At 71.6% G+C, this 14,531-nt stretch carries 19 protein-coding genes; 15 read left to right on the top strand and 4 right to left on the bottom strand.

Annotated elements, in window-relative coordinates; all coding sequences use genetic code 11:
• Positions 1-98 precede the first annotated feature (98 nt).
• The 12 genes from flgK to ACKUB9_RS23455 all read left to right on the top strand — a co-directional run bounded on the left by flgK (position 99) and on the right by ACKUB9_RS23455 (position 9,140).
• Complete coding sequence (gene flgK, locus ACKUB9_RS23510; protein WP_407527452.1) at positions 99-1,553, top strand: flagellar hook-associated protein FlgK; 1,455 nt, start codon at positions 99-101, stop codon at positions 1,551-1,553.
• A 5-nt stretch (positions 1,554-1,558) separates the two neighbouring features.
• Positions 1,559-2,605, top strand: coding sequence for a flagellar hook-associated family protein (locus ACKUB9_RS23505; protein WP_407527450.1), 1,047 nt, complete (start codon positions 1,559-1,561; stop codon positions 2,603-2,605).
• A gap of 273 nt (positions 2,606-2,878) precedes the next feature.
• Positions 2,879-3,226 carry a flagellar biosynthesis regulator FlaF gene (gene flaF / locus ACKUB9_RS23500; protein WP_407527447.1) on the top strand — a complete coding sequence of 116 codons (348 nt, stop codon included), beginning with the start codon at positions 2,879-2,881 and terminating at the stop codon, positions 3,224-3,226.
• Positions 3,223-3,657 (top strand): flagellar biosynthesis repressor FlbT, encoded by a 435-nt coding sequence (gene flbT / locus ACKUB9_RS23495; RefSeq protein ID WP_407527444.1) that lies wholly within the window; start codon positions 3,223-3,225, stop codon positions 3,655-3,657. Before flaF ends, flbT begins: the two co-directional genes overlap by 4 nt.
• 49 nt (positions 3,658-3,706) lie before the next feature.
• Complete coding sequence (flgD, locus tag ACKUB9_RS23490; protein WP_407527442.1) at positions 3,707-4,117, top strand: flagellar hook assembly protein FlgD; 411 nt, start codon at positions 3,707-3,709, stop codon at positions 4,115-4,117.
• A gap of 25 nt (positions 4,118-4,142) precedes the next feature.
• Positions 4,143-4,409, top strand: coding sequence for a flagellar biosynthetic protein FliQ (locus ACKUB9_RS23485; protein ID WP_407527439.1), 267 nt, complete (start codon positions 4,143-4,145; stop codon positions 4,407-4,409).
• A 111-nt stretch (positions 4,410-4,520) separates the two neighbouring features.
• Entirely contained in the window at positions 4,521-6,602 is a 2,082-nt protein-coding gene (flhA, locus tag ACKUB9_RS23480; RefSeq protein ID WP_407527436.1) for a flagellar biosynthesis protein FlhA, read from the top strand.
• Complete coding sequence (fliR, locus tag ACKUB9_RS23475) at positions 6,599-7,354, top strand: flagellar biosynthesis protein FliR (RefSeq protein WP_407527433.1); 756 nt, start codon at positions 6,599-6,601, stop codon at positions 7,352-7,354. The genes flhA and fliR overlap by 4 nt, the downstream gene beginning before the upstream one ends.
• 5 nt (positions 7,355-7,359) lie before the next feature.
• A complete protein-coding gene (locus ACKUB9_RS23470) occupies positions 7,360-7,758 on the top strand; it encodes a hypothetical protein (RefSeq protein WP_407527430.1) in 399 nt (132 codons plus the stop codon).
• A gap of 115 nt (positions 7,759-7,873) precedes the next feature.
• On the top strand, positions 7,874-8,332 hold the full coding sequence (locus ACKUB9_RS23465; protein ID WP_407527427.1) for a rod-binding protein: 459 nt from the start codon (positions 7,874-7,876) through the stop codon (positions 8,330-8,332).
• Between the two features lie 19 nt (positions 8,333-8,351).
• The gene (locus ACKUB9_RS23460; protein WP_407527425.1) at positions 8,352-8,684 is read left to right on the top strand and encodes a flagellar protein FlgN; all 333 of its coding nucleotides are present in this window, start codon (positions 8,352-8,354) and stop codon (positions 8,682-8,684) included.
• A gap of 9 nt (positions 8,685-8,693) precedes the next feature.
• Complete coding sequence (locus ACKUB9_RS23455; RefSeq protein WP_407527423.1) at positions 8,694-9,140, top strand: hypothetical protein; 447 nt, start codon at positions 8,694-8,696, stop codon at positions 9,138-9,140.
• A 26-nt stretch (positions 9,141-9,166) separates the two neighbouring features.
• On the opposite strand, the gene ACKUB9_RS23450 is transcribed toward ACKUB9_RS23455, so the two are convergent.
• The 3 genes from ACKUB9_RS23450 to ACKUB9_RS23440 all read right to left on the bottom strand — a co-directional run bounded on the left by ACKUB9_RS23450 (position 9,167) and on the right by ACKUB9_RS23440 (position 10,416).
• Positions 9,167-9,457, bottom strand: a complete 291-nt coding sequence (locus ACKUB9_RS23450) for an addiction module antidote protein (protein WP_407527421.1) — start codon at positions 9,455-9,457, stop codon at positions 9,167-9,169.
• Positions 9,457-9,750, bottom strand: a complete 294-nt coding sequence (locus ACKUB9_RS23445; protein WP_407527418.1) for a type II toxin-antitoxin system RelE/ParE family toxin — start codon at positions 9,748-9,750, stop codon at positions 9,457-9,459. The genes ACKUB9_RS23450 and ACKUB9_RS23445 overlap by 1 nt, the downstream gene beginning before the upstream one ends.
• Before the next feature lie 99 nt (positions 9,751-9,849).
• Entirely contained in the window at positions 9,850-10,416 is a 567-nt protein-coding gene (locus tag ACKUB9_RS23440; protein ID WP_407527416.1) for an SH3 domain-containing protein, read from the bottom strand.
• A gap of 321 nt (positions 10,417-10,737) precedes the next feature.
• Here ACKUB9_RS23440 and ACKUB9_RS23435 point away from each other — a divergent pair, with 321 nt between their 5' ends.
• Positions 10,738-11,742, top strand: coding sequence for a 2-hydroxyacid dehydrogenase (locus tag ACKUB9_RS23435; protein ID WP_407527413.1), 1,005 nt, complete (start codon positions 10,738-10,740; stop codon positions 11,740-11,742).
• Positions 11,743-11,824: 82 nt separating this feature from the next.
• Here ACKUB9_RS23435 and ACKUB9_RS23430 read toward each other — a convergent pair whose 3' ends face one another.
• Positions 11,825-12,586: an SDR family NAD(P)-dependent oxidoreductase gene (locus ACKUB9_RS23430; RefSeq protein WP_407527410.1), complete on the bottom strand. Its 762-nt coding sequence runs from the start codon at positions 12,584-12,586 to the stop codon at positions 11,825-11,827.
• Positions 12,587-12,754: 168 nt separating this feature from the next.
• Between ACKUB9_RS23430 and ACKUB9_RS23425 the strand changes: the two genes are divergently transcribed.
• Together ACKUB9_RS23425 and ACKUB9_RS23420 are read left to right on the top strand one after the other, a co-directional pair.
• On the top strand, positions 12,755-13,525 hold the full coding sequence (locus tag ACKUB9_RS23425) for an endonuclease/exonuclease/phosphatase family protein (RefSeq protein WP_407527408.1): 771 nt from the start codon (positions 12,755-12,757) through the stop codon (positions 13,523-13,525).
• A complete protein-coding gene (locus tag ACKUB9_RS23420) occupies positions 13,525-14,529 on the top strand; it encodes a putative bifunctional lysylphosphatidylglycerol flippase/synthetase (RefSeq protein WP_407527405.1) in 1,005 nt (334 codons plus the stop codon). The genes ACKUB9_RS23425 and ACKUB9_RS23420 overlap by 1 nt, the downstream gene beginning before the upstream one ends.
• Positions 14,530-14,531 lie beyond the last annotated feature (2 nt).

Here is a 14,531-nt window from a genome sequence, read left to right as displayed (position 1 = left end):
GAAGCGCGAACACACCACGCCCGTGGGAGCCGGACCGGCTCCCGCGGGCCCCGTGATCCCGTTCGCCCCCTGCCCTCGTCCAGCCGCGGAACCCTCCGATGGGCCTCTCCCTCGCGCTCACCACGGCGCGGTCCTCGATCCAGGCCAACGCCGCCCAGATCGCGGTTGCCTCCCGCAACGTCGCGGGGGCCTCGGACCCGTCCTACTCGCGCAAGATCGCCTCCGTGGTGACGCTGAACGGGGGCGTGCGCGTCGCGGTGGGGCGGGCGAGCGACGCGGCCCTCTACACCCGGATGATCGGGGCGACCTCCGACCTCGCGGGCCGCGACGCCCTGCTGAACGGGCTCCAGACACTCCAGCGCACCCTCGGCACTACCGAGAACGGCACCTCGCCGGCCGTGCGGCTCGACGCGCTCGGCACCGCCCTGCACTCGGCCGCCAACAAGCCCGAAGATCCGGTGCTGCTGCGCGGGGCCGTGGAGCGGGCGCGCGACCTCGCCCGCAGCCTCGCCGAGGGTGCCGCCGCCGTGCAGGCGGTGCGCCAGGAGGCGGACGGCGCCATGGCCGAATCGGTGGCGCGCGTCAACGGCCTCCTGGGCCAGTTCGACCTCGCCAACCGCGCGGTGATGACCGGCACCGCGCTCGGCCGCGACGTCACCGACGACCTCGACACCCGGGACCGCATCCTGGCCTCGCTCTCGGAAGAAATCGGCATCACCACGCAGGTGCGCGAGGGCGGCGACGTCGCGATCTACACCGATTCCGGCCTGCCCCTGTTCGACCGCGGGCCCCGGCGGGTGAGCCTCGCGCCGACGCCGGCGCTGGCCGCCGGGGTCGCGGGCGCCGCCGTGATGATCGAGGGTGTTTCGGTCACGGGCGCGGGCTCCCCGATGCCGATCCAGTCCGGCCGGCTCGCGGGCCTGAGCCAGCTGCGCGACGAGACCGCCCCCGCCTACGGGGCGCAGCTCGACGAGATCGCCCGCGGCCTCGTCCTGGCGTTCCGGGAGCGCGATGCCGGCGGCACCGAGCGGGCCGGGCTGTTCACGGAGGCGGGCAGCGCGCTCCTGCCGGCAGGTCCGCCCGCCACCGGCCTCGCGGCGGCCCTGCGGCTCAACGCGGCGGTCGACCCGCAGGCCGGGGGCAGCGTCGACCTCCTGCGCGACGGCGGCATGGCGGGCGCGGCCTTCCGGTCGAACCCGGCCGGTGCCGGGACCAACACCGCCTATCCCGACCGCCTGCGGGCGCTGGCGGGCGCGCTGACGCAGGCGCAGAACTTCGATCCCGGGCCGGACCTGCGGGGCAGGGCCTCCCTCAAGGACTTCGCGGCCTCGTCCGTGGGCTGGCTGGAGGGGCGCCGCAAGGAGGCGTCGGAGGCGGCGGACGCGCACGCGACGCTCCTGTCGCGCGCCTCCGAGGCCCTGTCGAACGCCACCGGCGTCAACACCGACGACGAGACGGCCCAGACGCTGAAGCTCGAACAGGCCTACGCCGCCTCCGCCCGGCTGATCGCCCTCATCGACGAGATGCTCAAGACCCTGATCAACGCCGTGTGAGCGCCATGAAGACGAGCTACATCTCGACCCAGAACCTGTGGAACGCGCCCCGCACCGGGGCCGCGCGGCTGCAGGCGGAGCTGGCCAAGGCGAACGAGGAGGTGGTGACCGGGACGCATGCCGATCTCGGCCTCGCGCTCGGCAGCCGCACCGCCGTCAGCCTCGCGCTGCGCCGCCAGCGCACCGATCTCGACGCGATCACCCAGGACAACGCCCTGACGAGCCTGCGCCTCGACGGCACCCAGGCCGCCCTGCGCACGATGCGGGAGGACGCGGACAAGACCCTGAAGGAACTGCTCGCCGCGACCGTCCAGCAGCGCGGCACGCTGGTCGCCACGGCGGCGGGCGAACGCCTCGCCACCCTCGCCTCCACCCTCAACGGGTCGAGCGGGGGGCAGTACCTGTTCGCTGGGATCAACGCCCAGGAGGCGCCGCTCACGGCCTACGCGGGCAGCCCGCCCTCCGCGGCGCGGGGCGCCGTCGAGGCGGCCTTCCGGACCGCCTTCGGGGTCGATCCCGGCGCGGCCGGGGCGGCGGCGATCACGCCGGCCCAGATGGCCGCCTTCCTCGACGGGCCGTTCGCGGGCCTGTTCACCGAGACCGCCTGGAGCGGCACGTGGTCCGACGCGTCGAGCCGAACCATCCAGAGCCGGATCGCCCCGGACGAGACCGCCGAGACCTCGGCCTCCGCCAACGCGGCACCGTTCCGCACCCTGGCGATGGCCTACGTGATGGCCTCGGGGCTCGGGACCGGCAGCCTCTCGGCCGAGACGCAGGCGGTGGTCACCGACCGGATCGCCGCGCGCCTGCGCGAGGCGAGCGCGGGTGTCGCCGGGATCGAGGGCGGGCTCGGCACCAGCCAGGCCCGCATCAAGGAGGCGGAGACCCGCATGACCGCCCAGAAGGCTCTGCTGGCGACCCGCATCGGCGAACTCGAAGGCGTCGACCCGGCCGAGGCCAAGACCCGGATCGACCGTTTGACCACCCAGATCCAGATGTCCTACTCGCTCACGGCCCAACTTCGTCAGCTCAGCCTCGTGTCTTACCTGTAGTTTCCTTGCCATGGCGCCGTGCCGATTGGTACGACAAAAACAATGCGTAGAGCAAAATTAGCAAAATACATTGTTTGTCATCGCAAAAGTGTCTCTTGTGACCTATCCGACTCACTCTGAACCGGGAATGTGCGAGCGTTAACTGTATGCAAAAGCTTTCCTGGGAGAGTTGAGCCCGGCTGGGCGCGGGCGCGACGAGCCCCCTTGAGGGGATCGGCGCGACCCAGGCAGCGAGCCCGGCCGGTCCGTGAGTCACGCGAGGCATCATCGACGATGTACCGTTTTTCCTATTCCGAGATCCTCGAAGACGCCCCCGACCTCTGCCGCGAGCGGGAGCGGGCCGCCTTCGACCGGGCGCTCGCGCTCCTGCGGAAGGCGAACGCGGCGGAGGCCCCGTTCGAGGAGCGGGGCGAGGCGGTGACCTTCCATCAGCGCCTGTGGGACGTGCTGATCGAGGACCTGCTCAGCCCCGAGAACAGCCTCCCGGACGCCCTGCGCAACGATCTCGTGTCGATCGGCCTGTGGTGCATGCGCGAGGCGAGCGAGGTGCTGGGCGCGCCCGGCCGCAGCCTCACCGCGCTCATCGACGTCAACACGGCCATCCGCGACGGCCTGCGATGACCCGCGCCATGCACCTCTCCCTCCGGGCCGGCGAGCGGGTGTACGTCAACGGCGCGGTGCTGCGGGTCGATCGCCGGGTCTCGCTCGAACTCCTGAACGAGGCGACCTTCCTGCTGGAGCACCACGTGCTCCAGCAGGAGCAGGCGACGACGCCCCTGCGGCAGCTCTACTTCGCGGCCCAGATCATGCTCATCGACCCGGCCAAGGCCGAGGAAGCGCGCGCCCTCTACGGGCGCCTGCACGAGGGGCTGATGGGCGCTCTCGCCAACGCGGAGATCCGCCAGGGCCTCGAATCCGCCCTCGCCTTCGTGACGGGCGGGCGCCCGTTCGAGGCGCTGAAGCTGATCCGGGGGCTCTACCCGGCCGAGGACGCGGTTCTGGCCCGCGCGCCCGCCCCGCCGCAGCGGGTGCCGGCGCGCCGGCGCGCCTGAGCATTCCGCCCGGGCCGGCAAGCCCGGCCATACGAGAAAGGACCACGCGATGGACGTCAGCAACATCTCGCAGGGAACGGCCCCGACCGGCCAGACCGCGACCAAGAAGACCGGCTCGGGCTTCGCCTCCTCGGTCAATGCGGACGCCTTCCTGACCCTGCTCCTCACGCAGCTCAAGAACCAGGATCCGACGAAGCCGATGGATTCGACGGATTACATGGGCGAACTCGCCACCTTCTCGGAGGTGGAGCAGAGCACGAAGACGAACCAGAAGCTCGACGCGATCCTGTCCTCGAATTACCTGTCGCAGGCCGACACCGCGATCGGCCGCACCGTGACCTCGTCGGACGGCACCATCTCGGGCACGGTGGCCTCGGTGAAGATCACCACCGACGGCCCGCTCGCGCGCCTCACGGACGGGCGCGAGGTGCTGCTGGGCAACGGCGTCGTGATCGCGTGACGCCCCGGACCGGAGGACGGGACGCGTGAACGAGATCGACGCCCTCGAACTGGTCCGCGCCGCGATCTGGACCATCATCATCGGGGCCGGCCCCTCAGTCGCGGCCGCGATGGCGGTGGGGATCGCGGTGGCGCTCCTGCAGGCGCTCACCCAGATCCAAGAGGTGACCCTCACCTTCGTGCCGAAGATCGTGGTGATCCTGCTGGTGATGCTGGTCACCGGCTCGTTCATCGGCACGCAGCTCTACGCCTTCACGGAAGCGACCTACGGGCGGATCACCACCGGGTTCTGAGCCGGCCCCGGCACGATCCCGTCCGGAGGCCGTCGCACCGCCCCGGCCACCCTCGCGCAAGCTTGCTGCCCGACAACCCTCCCGGGTGACGGCCGAGGACGGGGAGTCGCGATGGCGTTGGTCGAGGCAATCGGGCTGGAGCGCAAATCGCAGCGCGACTTCGGCTTCGCGGCCGGCATCGTCGCCATCCTGGCGGTGCTCTTCCTGCCGATCCCCGCGATCCTGATCGATATCGGGCTCGCCTTCTCGATCGCGCTCTCGGTGCTGATCCTGATGGTGGCGCTCTGGATCCAGAAGCCGCTCGAATTCTCCTCCTTCCCCACCGTCCTGCTGATCGCGACGCTCCTGCGCCTCGCGCTCGGCATCGCGACGACGCGGCTGATCCTCTCGCACGGCCAGAACGGCGTCGGCGCGGCGGGTCACGTCATCCAGGGTTTCTCGCAGTTCGTGATGAGCGGCGACTTCGTGATCGGCATCGTGGTGTTCGCGATCCTGATCACGGTGAACTTCCTCGTCATCACCAAGGGCGCGACCCGCATCGCCGAGGTGGGCGCCCGCTTCACCCTCGACGCGATCCCCGGCAAGCAGATGGCGATCGACGCCGATCTCAATGCCGGTCTGATCGACGACAAGGAGGCGCAGCGCCGCCGCCGCGAGCTGGAGGAGGAGAGCGCCTTCTTCGGCTCGATGGACGGCGCCTCGAAATTCGTGCGCGGCGAGGCGGTGGCCAGCCTGATCGTCATCGCGGTCAACATCTTCGGCGGCATCATCATCGGCACGACCCGCCACGGCATGCCGCTCGGCACCGCCGCCGACGTCTTCACCAAGCTGTCGGTGGGCGACGGCCTCGTCTCGCAGATCCCGGCGCTCGTGGTGTCGCTCGCCGCGGGCCTCCTCGTCTCGAAGGGCGGCACCCGCGGCACCGCCGAGCAGGCGGTGCTGGGCCAGCTCGGCGCCTATCCGCGCGCACTCGCGGTCGCGGCCGCCCTGATGTTCCTGTTCGCGCTGGTGCCGGGGCTGCCCTTCCTGCCCTTCGTGGCCCTGAGCGCGCTCCTGGGCTCCATCGCCTGGGTGATCCCGCGCCGGGCGGCCGAAAAACGCGCCGTGGAAGCCGCCCGGAACGCGGCCGAGGAGGAGCGCAAGCAGGCCGCCGGCCGCGACTCGGTGAAGGAGTTCCTCAAGACCCCCGAGATCGAGCTGTGCCTCGGGCGCCATCTCTCCGCCCAGGGCCTCGGGGGCCAAGCGGAGCTGAGTCACCGAGTCGCCAAGATGCGCCGCAAGTTCGCGGTCCAGTACGGCTTCGTGGTCCCGGACATCAAGCTCTCCGACAGCCTCTCGCTGCCGCCCAAGAGCTACCAGATCCGCATCCACGGCACCGCGGCCGCGACGCAGGAGATGCGCCCCGGCCAGGCGCTGGTGGTGGTGGGCGAGGGCCCGGTGCCCGACGTGCCGGGCGAGGAGGTGCGCGAGCCCGCCTTCGGCATGCGAGCCCTGTGGGTGATGGACGCCTACGGGGCGGAGGTGCGCCGCGCCGGCTTCGAGCCGGTGGACGGGATCTCGGTGCTGCTCACCCACCTCTCCGAGGTGATCCGCAACAACCTGCCGCATCTCCTCTCCTACAAGGACATGCGCGCCCTCATCGACCGCCTGGACCCCGAGTACAAGCGGCTGCTCGACGAGATCTGCCCCTCGCAGATCTCCTATTCGGGCCTGCAGGCGGTGCTGAAGCTGCTGCTCTCCGAGCGGGTCTCGATCCGCAACCTGCACCTGATCCTGGAGGCGATCGCCGAGATCTCGCCGCATGCGCGCCGGGCCGAGCAGATCGCCGAGCACGTGCGGATGCGCATCGCCCAGCAGATCTGCGGCGATCTCGCGGAGGACGGGACGCTCTGCGTGCTGCGGCTGGGCAGCCGCTGGGATCTTTCCTTCCACCAGAGCCTCAAGCGCGACGCCAAGGGCGAGGTGATCGAGTTCGACATCGACCCGCGCCTCGTGGAGCAGTTCGGCACCGAGGCCGCCGAGGCGATCCGCGCCCGCCAGCGCGACACCCACGTCTTCGCCCTCGTCACCGCCCCGGACGCGCGCCCCTACGTGCGCATGATCATCGAGCGGATCTTCCCGACGCTGCCGGTGCTCTCGCACCTCGAGATCGCCCGCGGGGTCGAGATCAAGTCCCTCGGGACGATCGCGTGACCCTGCTGACGCCCGAGACCTTCCTGGCCGTCTTCCTGATTTTTTGCCGAATCGGCGGCTGCCTGATGGTCGTGCCGGGTTTCTCCAGCGCCCGGATCCCCGCGCAGGTGCGGCTTTTTCTGGCGCTCGCCGTCACCTTCGCGCTCTCGCCGCTGCTCCTCTCCCTGTTCCAGGGCCGGCTCGCCGATCAGCCCCCCGCCGCGACGCTCGGCTGGATCCTCACCGAGAGCCTGACCGGGCTCTTGATCGGGCTCCTCGGCCGGATCTTCCTGTTCGTGCTGGAGACCGTGATGACGGCGGTGACGATGGCGGTGGGATTTTCGGCCATTCCCGGCACCACGGTGGAGGGGACCGAGCCGCAGAGCGCCCTCGTGGCGCTCATCGCGATGGCCGCCACCGCGCTCCTGTTCGCCGCCGACCTGCACTGGGAGCTGTTTCGCGGCCTCGTCGAGTCCTACGGCCGCATCCCGCCGGGCGAGGGCATCGGTGCCCAGGCGGCCCTGGTGCAGATCGTCGACCAGGCCACCAGCGTCTTCGTGCTGGGCCTGCGCATCACCTCGCCCTTCATCGTCTACGCGGTGGTGGTCAACGTCGCGGTGGGCTTCGCCAACAAGCTGACGCCGACGATCCCCGTCTACTTCGTCGCCACGCCGTTCGTGATCTTCGGCGGGCTGATGCTGCTCTACTTCCTGTCGAACGAGTTCATGATGCAGTTCATCGGTGCCTACGCGCTCTGGCTGCGGCGGGGCTGAGGGCGATGCGCAAGCCCAAGACCATCGCCCGGGCCGAGCGCCTGATGGACCTCCAGGGGCAGATGCGCCGGGCGGCCGAGTGGGACCTCGCCGAGACCCGCCGCCGGATTGCCGCCCTGGAGGCCGGGCAGGCGGAGCTGCTGGCGGCGCTCTCCGACCAAGCGGGCGGGCTCTTCCTGGAGGCGGCGGCGCGGCGCCTGCGCGGGCTCGCGGGCGAGGCGGCCGATCTCGGCCGCACGGCGGAGCGGCAGGCGGAGGCCGTGCGCGAGCAGGCGCTGGCGCAGAAGCGCTCCGAGCGCCGCCTCGCCCGGCTCGGCGCCGAGCACCGCCGCGAGGAGGAGCGGCGCGACCTCCTCGCGCGCCTCGACGCGCTGGCGGCCGGCGGCGACGCAAGCCTGCCGTAAGCCAGCGGGTCTATGGCTGGGCCGCGACCGATCCCGGCGCCCCGGGATGGCCGCGCGTTCAGGCGGCCCGAGATCCCGACGGCCAAGAAATCCGGATGGCCCAGAGACGACCGCGATGAGCATCAAACCGCCCTCCGACATCGTGCTCGACGTGGCGCGGGCCGCCGATCCGGCCCGGCTGCAGGAGGCCGCCGCCAAGCTGCAGGCGCCGGGCACTCCCGTGGACCCGGCCGCCTTCGCGGACGCGGTGCGCGCGGTCGGCGGCTCGACGCACATGCCCCTTGATGCCCGCGGGACGATGACGGCCGCCCAGACCGACACCGCCGTCTCCGGCCCCCGCGGGGCCGGCCCCTACCGGCAGTTCGAGGCCTTCGTGATCCAGCACTTCGTGGAGGCGATGCTGCCGCAGAAGGCCGGCTCGGTCTTCGGCAAGGGCATGGCCGGCAAGTACTGGAAGTCGATGCTCGCCGAGCAGATCGGCGGGCAGATCGCCAAGGCCGGAGGCCTCGGCATCGCCCGCACGCTGGCCGCCGCCCATCCCGACCAGACCGCCGTCAAGAAAACCGAACTCTGAACGCGCCGGAGCGTCCCCCATGCTGCTCGCTTCCCTCACGCGGCTCGAAGCCACCATCGATGCGGAGACCGATGCCCTCTCGGCGCAGGCCGCCATCGACCAGGAGGCGTTCAACCGGCGCAAGAGCCAGAGCCTGCTCGAACTCACCCGGCTCGCGCGGCGGGACGACGCCCTGGCGGATCCCGCGGTCGCCGCCTGCCTGATGCGCCTGCGCGACAAGCTCGCCCGCAACCAGGAGGTCGTGGCCCTGCACCTGCGGGCGGCCGAGGAGGTGTCGGAGGTGATCACCGGCGCGCTGCGCGCCGCGGAATCCGACGGCACCTACACGGCCGCGCCCCGGGCGGCGCGCTGAGGCCGCCCGATGCGCGTCGTCGTCACGGGAATCTGGATCTGCGCCGCCACGGTCCTGTCGTGCTACGGCATGGTGACCTATGGGGCCGGGCTGTTCGCACCCAAGACGGAGCCCTACCTCGAAGGGCTCCAGTACCAGAAGCTGCGCGCCATCAACGTGCCGATCATCGCCGACGGCGCGGTGCAGGGCTACATCGTCACGACGCTGGTCTTCACGGCGGATGCCAAGCTGATGCATGCCCTGCCGGTGCCGCCCAATTCCTTCGTCATCGACGAGGCCTTCCGCCAGATCTACACCGACACCGAGCTCGATTTCCGCCGCCTGAAGAAGTACAACGTCACCAAGCGCCTCGCCGAGATCCGCCAGAAGGTGAACGAGCGGCTCGGCGCCGAGGTCGTCCGGGACGTGCTGGTGGAGGACTTCAACTTCGTGTCGAAGCGCGACGCGAAGTCGTGACGCGCGAGGGCTCGGAGTCCGGCCGCTCAGGCCTCCGCCTTGTGGACGCGGAGCTTCAGTCCCAGGGCGCCCAGCACTGACACGAAGGTGGACAGCTGCGGATCGCCTTGACCGGAGAGCGCCCGATAGAGGTTCTCGCGGGACTTGCCCGTCTCCTGGGCGACCTTCGCCATGCCTCTGGCGCGCGCCACGTCGCCGATCGCCGCCGCGATCAGGGCCGGATCACCGTCCTCGAAGGCCGCGTCCAGATAGGCGAGGACGTCCTCGTCATCGCGGAGGTAGCGGACAGGATCCCACTCTCTCGTTTCACCGGTCATCAGCCCTGCTCCGCTGCGATCTGCTTCGCCCGCGCGATGTCCGCCGACTGAGAGGATTTGTTCCCACCGCACAGCAGAAGGATGATCTCGGCTCCGCGCCGGAGAAAGTACACCCGGTATCCCGGGCCGTAATCGATCCTCATCTCGCTCACGCCCTGGCCCACGGGTTTCACGTCGCCGGGATTGCCGAGCGACAGCCGGCGAATTCGGATGTTGATCCGGGCGCGTGCCTGCGGGTCATGAAGGCCGGCGAGCCAGTCGGTGAAGGGACCGGTCTCGCGGATCGTCGGCATGCCGCCTTGTAGCGTAAAAGCTACATGGCGACAATCCTGAGGCTCATGTGGCCGGTGGCGGAGCGGCGAAGGCTGCGCTCACCCCTGGCGATGCCGGACCTACTCCACCTTCTCGTTCGGGTATACGCCCCAGAGGCGGTCCTGGCGCAGGTAGCCGTCGACGTCGCCGCGCTTCTGCGGCAGGGCGACGACGAGGCGGCACCACGCGCCGGTGCAGGACTTGATGCTGCCGATCACGCCGGCCTGGAGCTGGGCCACCACGCCGCCGCGGCCCTCGGCCTCGGCGTAGAGGGGCACCGGCGCGGTCTTGTCGCCGGGCGCCAGCACCACCGCGGTGCGCCGGCCCGAGAGCAGCGAGTGCAGCACCCAGCCCTCCGTGCCCTCCGAATCGCGGATGCGGCGCCACGTCTCGAACTCGGAGACGATCTCCACCGGCAGCCCGGCGCGCTGGAAGACCCACAGCGTGCGGTGGTCCTTGGACGGCCCCTCGCGCAGGTTCACCCGGTCGGTCTTGAGGCTGACGTAGCGCGGCAGCGGCAGCTTGGTGACGGGGCCGACCCCGACCTCGGGGGCGGACGCGCCCGCGGCCGGAGCGGCCGCCACCGGCCCGGCCGCCAGGGCTGCCGCGAGGGCGATCAGGAGGGCACCGGCGCGCGCGGTCGGCATCGGATCTCGTCTCCGTCAGCGGGTCTCGGGACCGCATCGCGTCCTGCGGCGGGGCGGTCGCCAACGCGCCGTTCGATGCGCAGAGAGGCCGGCGGAGACGACGCCGCGCGGCGCCGCGCCCCGGCCGGTTTCCCTGCCCCGTTTCTCACCGGAAGAGGGTTAACGGAGCGTAGCACGCGGGGCGACGCGCGGTCCCGCGCTTGCTACTCTGGGAGGCGTGGCGGTGCGGCGTCCGATCGCCTATCCTGCGCCCCGGACAGGCCCGGGCAAGGGCTGCCGGGCGCCGGTCCGGCGGGTGCCAAGGGGGGACGGGGAGGGTTCATGTCGTCGTTGAAGCGCAAGCCGCTCGTGGTGGTGACGCGGCGTCTGCCGGACGTGGTGGAGACGCGCATGCGCGAACTCTTCGACACGCGCCTGAACCACGACGACAAGCCGCTCTCCGCCGCCGCCCTGGCGCAGGCGGTGCAGGAGGCGGACGTGCTGGTGCCCACCGTCACGGACGAGATCGATTCCTCGGTCCTGGCCCAGGCCGGGCCGAACCTGCGGCTGATCGCGAATTTCGGCAACGGCGTCGACCACATCGACGTGGCCACGGCGCTCCAGCGCGGCATCACGGTGACGAACACGCCCGGCGTGCTCACCGAGGACACCGCCGACATGACGATGGCCCTGATCCTCGCGGTAGCCCGCCGCGTCACGGAGGGCGCCCGGATCATCCCGGAGGATGCGTGGTCGGAGGGCTGGTCGCCCACTTGGATGCTGGGCCGGCGCATCACCGGCAAGCGGCTCGGCATCGTCGGCATGGGCCGCATCGGGCAGGCGCTGGCGCGCCGCGCCAAAGCCTTCGGCCTGTCGATCCACTACCACAACCGCCGCCGCGTCGCGGGCCGCATCGAGTCGGATCTGGAAGCGACCTACTGGGAATCCCTCGACCAGATGCTGGCGCGGGTGGACATCGTGTCGGTGAACTGCCCGCACACGCCCGCGACCTACCACCTGCTCTCGGCCCGCCGCCTCAAGCTCCTCAAGCCCGAGGCGGTGGTGGTCAACACCGCCCGCGGCGAGGTGATCGACGAGACCGCCCTCGCCCGCCTGATCGAACTCGGCGAGATCGCGGGCGCGGGCCTCGACGTGTTCGAGCAGGAGCCCGCGGTGAGCCCCCGCCTCGTCAAGCTCGCCAAGGCCGGCAAGGTGGTGCTGCTCCCGCACATGGGCTCGGCCACCCACGAGAGCCGCACCGACATGGGCGAAAAAGTCATCATCAACATCAAGACCTTCCTCGACGGCCACCGCCCGCCGGACCGCATCCTGCCGAGCATGCTGTAGGCCGCCGGAGAAGTCGCGCGATCCCCTCTCCCGCACGGGAGAAGGGTTCCCCGCGCTTCATCCGGATGGGGACTTGTGCCCTCTATTTCGGCTGCATGCGCAGGGCGCCGTCGAGGCGGATGACCTCGCCGTTGAGCATCGGATTGCCCACGATCGCCATCACCAGGGCGGCGTATTCCTCCGGCTTGCCGAGGCGGGAGGGGAACGGCACCGCGGCGCCGAGCGAGACCTGCACGTCCTGCGGCAGGCCGCGCAGCATGGGCGTCTCGAAGATGCCCGGCGCGATGGCGCAGACCCGGATGCCCACGGAGGCGAATTCGCGGGCGGCCGGCAGCGTCAGGCCCACCACGCCCGCCTTCGAGGCGGCGTAGGCGGCCTGCCCGATCTGGCCCTCGTAGGCCGCCACCGAGGCGGTCGAGACGATGACGCCGCGCTCGCCCCCCTCCAGCGGGTCGAGCGCCTGCGCGCCCGCCGCCACAAGGCGCATCAGGTTGAAGCTGCCGATCAGGTTGACCCGGATCACGGTCGCGAAGGCGTCGAGCGAGGCCGGGCCGTTGCGGCCGACGATGCGGGCCGCCGGCGCGACGCCCGCGCAGTTGACGAGGATCCGGGCCGGCCCGTGCGCCTCCGCCGCGCGGGCGACCGCACCCTCCGCGCTGGCGGCGTCCGCCACGTCGCAGGCGAGCGCGATCCCGCCGATCTCGCCCGCCACCGCGGCGGCGGCCTCTTGGTTGAGATCGAGGAGCGCGACCTTCGCGCCCGCGGCGGCAAGCGCGCGGCCCGTCGCCGCTCCCAGACCCGACCCGCCCCCGGTGACGATCGCTGCGACGCCCTGTACCTGCACGTGATCCTCCCATCTCGTTGCCGGACCCGCTTAGAGCATTTTCCGACGAAGTGGATACCGGTTCGGCGCGACAGCGCTCCAGCGGATGCGCCCGCGCCGCGTGAACCTCGGCGGCAGGTTCGCCGTTGTCGAGGCGCCACCGCAGGCCCCGCGCAGGACCCCGACCGTTTGCTCCGCCTCATCACCTACAACGTGCGCCGCTGTCTCGGGACGGACGGCCGGCTCTCGCCCGCCCGCATCGCCGAGGTGCTGGCCCATTGCCGGCCGGACGTGGTCGCCCTGCAGGAGCTGGACGTCGGCCGCGAGCGCTCCGGGCTGGTCGATCAGGCCCACGCCATCGCGGATCACCTCGGCATGAAGGCGCATTTCCACGCCTCGCTGCGGGTGATGGAGGAGCAGTACGGCAACGCCATCCTGACCGCCCTGCCCTCCCGCCTCGTGCGGGCGGAGGCCCTGCCGGGCCTCGCGCGCCGGCCGCACCTCGAACCGCGCGGCGCGCTCTGGGCGGCGATCACCCACGCGGGCGAGGAGATCCAGGTCATCAACACGCATCTGGGCCTGCGGGCGACCGAGCGCGCGGCGCAGGTCGAGGCCCTGCTCGGGCCGCGCTTCCTCAGCGATCCGGCCTGCCGGGCGCCCCTCGTGCTGGTCGGCGATTTCAACGCGGTGTCGACCTCGCGCGCCTATCGCCGGATCGCCGCGCGGCTGAAGGATGCCCAGCGCGCGCCCGGCCATCGCACCCAGTGCACCTTCCCGTCGCGCTGGCCGCTCCTGCGGCTCGACCACGTCTTCGTCAGCGCCGGGATCACGGTGCGCCGCGTGCAGGCGCTGCGGGGCCCGCTGGCCCGGATCGCCTCCGACCACCTGCCGCTCCTCGTCGATCTCGATCTGGTCACGACCGACGCCGCTCGTCCCGACGCGCGGGTGGAGGTGGCCTGATGGGACAGGAGCCCGACGCCACCAGCCAAGAACGCCGCCAGGAGCGCCGCGAGACGCGCCGCCGCTGGACGCTGATCACCACCGTGCTCAGCGTCGCGCTCGGCGGCTACCTGCTCTATCGCACCCTCAGCGGCTACAGCTACGCCGATCTCGCGGCCGCCGTGGCGGCCATCCCGGCGAGCCGGCTCGCCGCGGCCGGAGCCTTCGCGGCGGGAAGCTATCTCTGCCTGACGGTCGGCGACTGGCTGGCTTTGCGTGCCATCGGACGCCCGCTGCCCTACCGCTACGTGATCCTGGCCGCCTTCGTGGCGCTGGGGATCGGCCACAGCATCGGCCTGTCGGGCCTGAGCAGCGCGGCCATCCGCTACCGCTTCTACTCGCGGCGCGGCCTGACGCTCGCCGAGAGCGCCAAGATGGTGGTCTTCTGCGGCCTGACGGTGGCGCTCGGGCTGATGGCGCTGGGCGCGGGCGCGCTCCTCCTCGAACCCAGCCTCGCCCAGGAGATCACCGGGCTGGGCCGGCCCGCAGTCGTGGCGGTGGCGCTCGCCTGCCTCGCCGGGGTGGCACTCTACCTCGTCGGCGCGGCCTTCGTGCGCAAACCGCTGACGATCCGGCGCTGGTCGATCGAGCTGCCGCGCCTGCCGCTCGCCGCCGCGCAGGTGGCGGTGGGCTCGGTGAACTTCGCCCTCGTCTCGGCCTGCCTGCATCAGGTGCTGGCCGCCGTCTCGGACGTCGCCTATCTGGGCGTCGCCTCGGTCTTCGTGATCGCCAACGCGGCGGTGCTGGTCACCAACGTGCCGGGCGGGGTCGGCGTGATCGAGAGCGTGGTCGTCCACCTCCTGCCGAAGACCGACGTCATCGGGCCGCTCCTGGCCTTCCGGTTCGTCTACTTCCTGGTGCCGCTCGGGCTCGGGCTCGCGCTGTTCGCGGCGGCCGAGGTGGCCTTCCGCCGCAAGGCCGCCCCGCGCGGGCAGGAGCTGCGGGCGCGCGAGAGCGCGACCTGATC

The sequence above is a fragment of the Methylobacterium oryzisoli genome, from assembly GCF_046557895.1.
GTDB lineage: Bacteria > Pseudomonadota > Alphaproteobacteria > Rhizobiales > Beijerinckiaceae > Methylobacterium > Methylobacterium oryzisoli.
This window is presented reverse-complemented; position numbering and strand designations above follow the sequence as displayed.